Raw genomic sequence first — 6,424 nt, 5'->3', positions numbered from 1 at the left:
CGTTTGAGCAGTTTCGCATGCGCCTCGATCTCCTCGCGGCGCACCTCCGGCACGCCGTCCCACCAGCCTTCCAATTCGGCGCTGCTGCGCAGGCGGCGGTAGCGTTCCAGACACTCCTCCAAGGCATGCCATTCACGGCTGACTGCCTTGTCATCACGGCGGGCGTTGCCAGGTTGAAGCTGGTCGTTGAGTAGATTGATCGCTGCTCCTGCGCCGGTCAGCGCATCCGACAAGCTGCCACCTTCACGCAAGCCGTATGCCATGGCACTTTGTCCCAGCGCATCGATGGCCGCCCGCGCCGCTTCCGGCGATTGGGTGCGGGAGGCGATGTGAAAGTGCAGAATCTCATACAGAGTCGCATCCCCCGGATCGAGCTGGTAGGCGAAACGCAGCCGCACGTCTGCGGCGGCATACAGAAACTGCTGGTGGGCGTTCGAAAGCGGCACCGTGCTGACACGCCGCGTGCGGCTTTTTTCGAGGCGGGAGAGCTCATCTACCCGCGCCTGCAGCCATGATGTCTCGCTCGGCGTTTGCGCGGCTGGTACCGGTGCCGGCATGCCTCTGCGGGAAAATCGCCCCGGTGGTGGCGGCGGCGGTGCCCCTGTGCTGCTCTGCGAACTCGCGGCAGGCGCGGCACTCTCGCCCCCATGCCAGTAGCTGTACAGCGAATCGCGTATCAACCGCGCCGCCAGACTCCCATACGCGCTTCCTGGCAGCGCAAACGCAGGCGGAGTTGCCGTGGCGTGCAAGGCCGTTCGCGAGCAGGACAGCGCATGTCCGCCCCACCAGAGACCGCCTGCGGCAGTCAGCGTCAGGAGCGTGTGCGAAAGAGACATAACCCAGAGATGGAAATGGCGGCACCCTGCAGGCCGAGCGTGCCAGCCGCACCGGCAAAGTCCGCGAACGGCAGCGGACCCATTTTAAACACCAGCCGTGGCGTCAGATCGGCCAGATGATAATGCGGCAGCGCCAGCCAGAACGACTGCAGCACTCCCGAATCCGCGCCACCCAGCAGCGGGGCCAGCCACGCCGCGCCAAACAAGCCCATCAGTAGCAGTCCGGTGGGCACCAAAAACGCAATGACCTCCGCCGTGCGTGTGCCCAGCACCACCGCCAGCAGGCACAGCGGCGCGGCGCACAGACTGTAAAGTAAACCATATTGAAACACGAGTGTCATCCACATGCGCGCCTCCTCGGGCCGCTTTGGCAACGTCCACGTCAGACAAAAGACCACCGCGATCAGCACCACCGCCAGCATCCAGACCCAGATCGCCGCGCTGAGCTGCAGACACTGGCTGATGCGCCCCGAGCCGCCAGCCTGCAGATGCTCCAGCATGCCCTCGCGCCGCATGCGGTGCCCGAGCGCCGAGGCTTGAAACGGCAGCCAGGTGAAGAGCGCGATCCAGGCATAGAACCAGGCCGCCTGCGCACGTGCGGGCTGTAGAATCTGCGGGTTTTCCTCCCACGGCGTCAGCAGCGGCGCAACCCAGATAAACAGGCCCGCTCCCAGCAGCAGCAGCCAGCAACTACCCCGGCCCATGAGTCCGGCAAAGCTGAGGCGAAACAAGGGCCAGACGCGCACGGAGCTCATGATTGCAACGTGCGGTAGGTTTCCATCCAGGTGCTGCCGCTGCGGCTCGTGGCATGCCGCAACTGACCACCGGCAATGGTCAGCAGCGAGTCCGCCGCACGCACGCACTCCAGTTCATGCATGATGACTAGGCGCAGCGTTTGCGTGCCTGCCGTGGCCCAGAGCTGCGTCACCTGCTCGCGCGTTTCGGCATCCAGGCCGGTGAGCGGCTCATCCATGAGCAGCACGCTGGTTTCACTCTGCGCTGCCTTCACCTCGGCCAGAATCAACAGTACCTTCTGGCGGTTGCCGCGTGAAAGCTTGCCGATGGGAGTGGTCAAATTCAGACGTAGATTCTCGGCGAGATTTTCCGCCGCGACGAGCGACGCACCCTTGAACCAGGAACGGAAAAACGTGCGCGATTTCATTTCTGGATCGACCCGCAGCTCATCCGCGAAGTAATGCACCTGCGCACCGGTCTTGACGTGGCCTTGCAAAGCCGGAGCCAACCCTGCAAGCGTCCGCAGCAGGGTCGTTTTGCCCGAACCGTTCGGTGCCACCAGCAGGTGCAGCCCCATGCCAGCACGAATGTCTCCGCCCACTTCCACCAGGCAGCGCGCCGCCCGCTTCCACGGCAGACCGGTGTGGTAGCCGATGCGGGTGCCGCCTGGGATGTGCAGAAGAGTTTCGGTGGCCATACGGAGGGAAGATACTTTCACTGCCCGGCATCCCAAAGTCCATCACTTCCATTTGATGAAGGGTCATAAACGGACGATCCAAGCATGAGAAGGGGAGGCATCACGGAGTGATCGACTGACAGCGCATCACTGTCCAGACTGACCACGGCTGGCATCGTGGTCCAGCCCTGCGGCAGATAAGGTTGCAACTGATCGGTGGACACCCCTGCAATATCTGTGGTGGGATGATCGGAAAGATAGGCGCGCTGGGCGGCAAAGACCGCTTGGAGTGACACCGCAGCATCCTTGCCACGCTGCCAGTTTCGCACCGTGGCAATGTTCATGCTTGCGAAGGTGGCTAGCCCCAGCAGCAACCCGATCACAAGGCTGATCTCGATGAGCGTGAAGCCGCCATGGTTGCGTGCAGGGCGGGAATGGATCTTCTGCATGCTTCAGGATTTGGGTTTGACTACCTGCGCCACCTCAGCCTTGGAAATGATTTTCACGGCCCCCTGACGCACGTTGAGCATGGTCGTTGAAACCGTGACCTCGGTCTGCGTCACCGGCAGGCTCTTCGTGAGCTCCGCAGGCAGCGTGGCGCGACGATGAATGTATAGAATACGCGCCCGGTCCGGATTCGCGACTTGAGCAGCAAACGCCTGCTGTGCCGGCACCGGCTTGAGCAATGCGTTCGCGGCTTTCACCGGAGCCGCAGTGTCCATGCCGGGGATCGGCCGGGGAACGAACTTCGGCGGATCAGCCGCCAGTACCGCAGTGGTGGCGAGCAGCAGGGAAGGAAGCAGGAATCGTGTTTTCATAAGCGTGGGTTGAGTTTACATGTTGCCAGACTGCATCATGCGCGGCCCCATCAGGAAGATGGGCAGCATGGAGCCAGTGAAGACAAAGCCGATAAGAACTACCGCCATGGCCAGAGTGATGAAATTGATGACTTGGGTGAAGTCCGCCATGGTCGCGGCGGTGTCCTCTTCGTAAATGTCACGCAGCAGTTCGAGCTGCTGGGGCAGGGAGGCCGAGCGCTCGCCGATGCCGATCATGTGGATGACCTGCGGGTCCAGATTGGTGTTTCGCTTCAGCGCCTCAGCGAATGGCACGCCGGAAGACTCATACACCTGCGAGGCCTTGATGAAGTCTGGATACATCGGCGTTCCCAGCAGCACCCGCGCGGACAAAGCGGAGGCGCGGGCGAGGTTGATGCCATTGGCATACAGCATCTGCAGCGTTCCAATGTAGGCGCTCTGGCGCAAGCCCATGACCAGCTTCGTCAGCAGCCGCCAGTATTTCATGAAGAAAATCAGCAGCTTCTGCCTGAACGCCGCTGAGCGAAACACGGCGGTGATGAAGCTCGTTAGGGCGATGACAAAAAAGGGCCACGTGTTCTGCACCACATGGCTGACCGAAAAGATAAACACCGAAATCTGATCCGGCTCCTGGCGCACGCTTTTCAAAGTCTCCTCCACCTGGGACACGACAAAAATCTGCGAATAGATGAAGAGCCCTATCTGAAACAGCACCACCAGCGACGGCACCAGCAGCGCGGTGCGTAACTTGCTGGCAAACATAAGCTCAATCTTGATGCGGCGCGCAAGCGAAGAGAAAGCCTCACCCAGTTGGCCGGCATCCGCACCAGCCTCGATGATGGTGATGATGGTGCCGTCAAATTTTTGCTCCTTGGCAAAGGCGATGTGAACTGGCATCCCCGCTTCAAGCCGGTTGCGAATGTTCATCAGCGACGATTGCAGCTCCGGATCAGGCAGACCCTGCGAATAATACAGCAGCGCGTCTGCTGTACTGATGTTTGCCTTCAGCATGGAGGCAAGGCCGCGGAAGAGCTTGATGAGTTCTTTACGGGAGACCGGCTTCTTGGACTTTTCGCTCTTCGGCGTGCCAGCCAGGGATTTGATCAAGGCCACGCGAAAGCCTGGCTTGTTCACCAGCAGCGCCGCCTGTTCGCGGTTTGGTGCCTCGCACTCGATCACCTTGGAGATTTCGGGCCGCTTGATGTTGCGCAGCGTGACTTGGAAGGCGTTCATGGCTCAAGTTTCGTAGGTGAGATCAAGGACCTTTTTCAGCGCATCGAGGTCCGTTCTCCCCTCGGCCATCAGCTTCAAACCATTGTCCCGCAGCGATGGCAGACCTGACTCCCGGCGCACTTCCTCTTCCAGTTCATAGGGCGTGATCTCCCCCTTGGCCAGCTTGTCGCCAAGCTTCGGGGTGATGGGCAAAATCTCCAGGATGGCGGTGCGCCCTGAGTAACCACGACCATGGCACTCTGAGCAGCCTTCCTTATGGTGTTTGAACAGCGGGCGCTTTGCCCAGGATGAATCAAGATGGAACAGCCGGATCTCACGCTCCGATACGCCTTCGATGCTCTCCTTGCAGCTCGGGCAGAGCAGCTTCACCAGACGCTGCGCACAGGCTGCCTTCAGTGTCTGCGCGATCTTCCAGCGCTCCATGCCCAGTTGCTGAAAGCGCTCGATGATCTGCGAGGCGCGTGGCGTATGAATCGTGGTCAGCACCTTGTGGCCGGTGATGGCGGCCTCGATCGCCAGCTCTGCCGATTCACGATCACGCACCTCGCCCATCAGAATGATGTCTGGATCAGAGCGCATGAAACTGGCGATCATCGGTTTGAACTCAGTCGAGTCGCGCAAGTCGCAGTGCGTCACCCCGGGAATCTCGTCTTCGACCGGATTCTCCAGCGTCAGGATGTTGTCCTCCGGGTGGTTCAGCTCCCGCAGCATCGCGTTCAGCGTGGTCGATTTGCCCGAACCTGTGGGACCTGACATCACGATGATGCCGGAGGGCACCGCCATGGCTTTGTCGAGTTCAAACAAGGTCTCCTCATCAAAGGCCAGCGTTCCCATGCCGAGCCGTGCCTCCAGATGCGTCTTGTCCAGCAGTCGCATGGTGACATGGTAGCCGCGGTAGGTGCGGTGCCGCTCATAGCGCACCCCGACGGCGCGTCCGTAGTAGCTGGCAGTAAAGCGGCCTGATATGCCCGGCCGTTTGCTGCGCTCCTCCGGCGCGAGGCGCATCAGATTGAGCAGAAACGCATCCACTCGGTCACGCAGCTTCACCGGCATGTCGAAACGAACCCCCAGGGCGCCATCGACGCGGAAGCAGTATTGAAAGCTGGTTTTTTCCGTCTTGATGTGAATGTCCGAAGCGTGCTGTTTGATCGCATCACTCACCATGCTTGCCACCAGTTGGGCGATGGGCTCCTCATACTGACGCGTCACATCAAAGTCCGGCGTTTCATTGGAGAACTCCTCCACTTCCACCGCCTCAAGTTCCGCCCGACTCGGCCCCGAGGAGCTTGAAGACCCCTCGATCATGGCGGACACCTCGGAGGCCAGCGTCACCACCTTCAACACTTCATCTTCCGGGAAACGCGCCGCACAGTAATCATCCGCCCGGTAGTCCCACGGATTCGCGACTGCCAGCAGCACCTGCTGCACGCTGCGCCGCAACGGCACGAACATACCACGTGACATCACCACCGGATCGCAGTAGCCGACGAACTCCGCATCCGCCATCTCACGCACCTGCGGAAAGGCTGGCAGCCCCGCTGCACGACCAACGGCCCCCAGCATGCGCGTTTTTGATGTGCGCCGCACCAGCGCTTCATCCGACTGGCCTTCCTGACCCACCGTGGCCGCCCGCAACTGGCTGATGATCAGCCGTTGGATCGTGTGATTGAACTCAATGCCGAGGTTTAGATTCATGGGGCAAAGTGTCGCTGCATGAGTAGTTGCCATGCAGGTAGATCGGTGAAGAAGCTGAATACAAAGGGCGCATCGCCTTCGGACGTACGGTTCAGCTCCTGGCTGATCCAGAAGGACGCCGCCAGTGCTGAAACGGGATTGAGCGACGTGACATGGACGATGCTCGTTTCGCCTGCCAGCACCGCAGGACAACCAAGCGCCATGCACACCGGACGCAGAACCGGGCAATATTCATAGAGCCCTGCTGCCTTGCCCGGCAAGGGGCCGAAACTCCAGCAATGTACACGGTCGTTCAGGCTGTTGTGCAGCAGCTTCTGCATCCGCGCCAGTTCGCCCTCCGCCGTCAGCGCATGCTTTTGCGCCTGAAATTCCGCCGCGAAGTCCAAGAAGTCGGGCATGATGCCGGAGGCCGCGTCGAGCTTCTCGCCATA

The 6,424-nt window shown here is 60.9% G+C and carries 7 protein-coding genes and 1 pseudogene; all 8 read right to left on the bottom strand.

Annotated elements, in window-relative coordinates; all coding sequences use genetic code 11:
- Positions 1-836, bottom strand: a pseudogene (locus tag PSV43_RS03760) (hypothetical protein); the annotation flags it as partial.
- Complete coding sequence (locus PSV43_RS03755) at positions 812-1,591, bottom strand: hypothetical protein (protein ID WP_300193926.1); 780 nt, start codon at positions 1,589-1,591, stop codon at positions 812-814. The pseudogene PSV43_RS03760 and the gene PSV43_RS03755, both read right to left, overlap by 25 nt.
- Positions 1,588-2,268, bottom strand: a complete 681-nt coding sequence (locus tag PSV43_RS03750; RefSeq protein WP_300193924.1) for an ATP-binding cassette domain-containing protein — start codon at positions 2,266-2,268, stop codon at positions 1,588-1,590. Before PSV43_RS03750 ends, PSV43_RS03755 begins: the two co-directional genes overlap by 4 nt.
- Positions 2,269-2,285: 17 nt before the next feature.
- The gene (locus PSV43_RS03745; RefSeq protein ID WP_300193922.1) at positions 2,286-2,696 is read right to left on the bottom strand and encodes a type II secretion system protein; all 411 of its coding nucleotides are present in this window, start codon (positions 2,694-2,696) and stop codon (positions 2,286-2,288) included.
- A gap of 3 nt (positions 2,697-2,699) precedes the next feature.
- Positions 2,700-3,065: a hypothetical protein gene (locus tag PSV43_RS03740; protein ID WP_300193920.1), complete on the bottom strand. Its 366-nt coding sequence runs from the start codon at positions 3,063-3,065 to the stop codon at positions 2,700-2,702.
- 15 nt (positions 3,066-3,080) lie between these two features.
- Positions 3,081-4,298, bottom strand: coding sequence for a type II secretion system F family protein (locus PSV43_RS03735; RefSeq protein ID WP_300193918.1), 1,218 nt, complete (start codon positions 4,296-4,298; stop codon positions 3,081-3,083).
- 3 nt (positions 4,299-4,301) lie between these two features.
- Complete coding sequence (locus PSV43_RS03730) at positions 4,302-5,993, bottom strand: ATPase, T2SS/T4P/T4SS family (RefSeq protein WP_300193916.1); 1,692 nt, start codon at positions 5,991-5,993, stop codon at positions 4,302-4,304.
- Positions 5,990-6,424 (bottom strand): hypothetical protein (locus PSV43_RS03725; RefSeq protein WP_300193915.1); only part of this gene is annotated, 435 nt, incomplete at its 5' end. The genes PSV43_RS03730 and PSV43_RS03725, both read right to left, overlap by 4 nt.

The sequence above is a fragment of the Prosthecobacter sp. genome (assembly GCF_029946185.1).
In the GTDB taxonomy this organism is placed as follows: domain Bacteria; phylum Verrucomicrobiota; class Verrucomicrobiia; order Verrucomicrobiales; family Verrucomicrobiaceae; genus Prosthecobacter.
This window is presented reverse-complemented; position numbering and strand designations above follow the sequence as displayed.

Bases quoted from the DNA above. Each gene is read 5' to 3' on its own strand.
- PSV43_RS03745 (WP_300193922.1), bottom strand. From the start codon at position 2,696: ATGCAGAAGATCCATTCCCGCCCTGCACGCAACCATGGCGGCTTCACG.
- PSV43_RS03740 (WP_300193920.1), bottom strand. From the start codon at position 3,065: ATGAAAACACGATTCCTGCTTCCTTCCCTGCTGCTCGCCACCACTGCG.
- PSV43_RS03735 (WP_300193918.1), bottom strand. From the start codon at position 4,298: ATGAACGCCTTCCAAGTCACGCTGCGCAACATCAAGCGGCCCGAAATC.
- PSV43_RS03750 (WP_300193924.1), bottom strand. From the start codon at position 2,268: ATGGCCACCGAAACTCTTCTGCACATCCCAGGCGGCACCCGCATCGGC.
- PSV43_RS03755 (WP_300193926.1), bottom strand. From the start codon at position 1,591: ATGAGCTCCGTGCGCGTCTGGCCCTTGTTTCGCCTCAGCTTTGCCGGA.
- PSV43_RS03730 (WP_300193916.1), bottom strand. From the start codon at position 5,993: ATGAATCTAAACCTCGGCATTGAGTTCAATCACACGATCCAACGGCTG.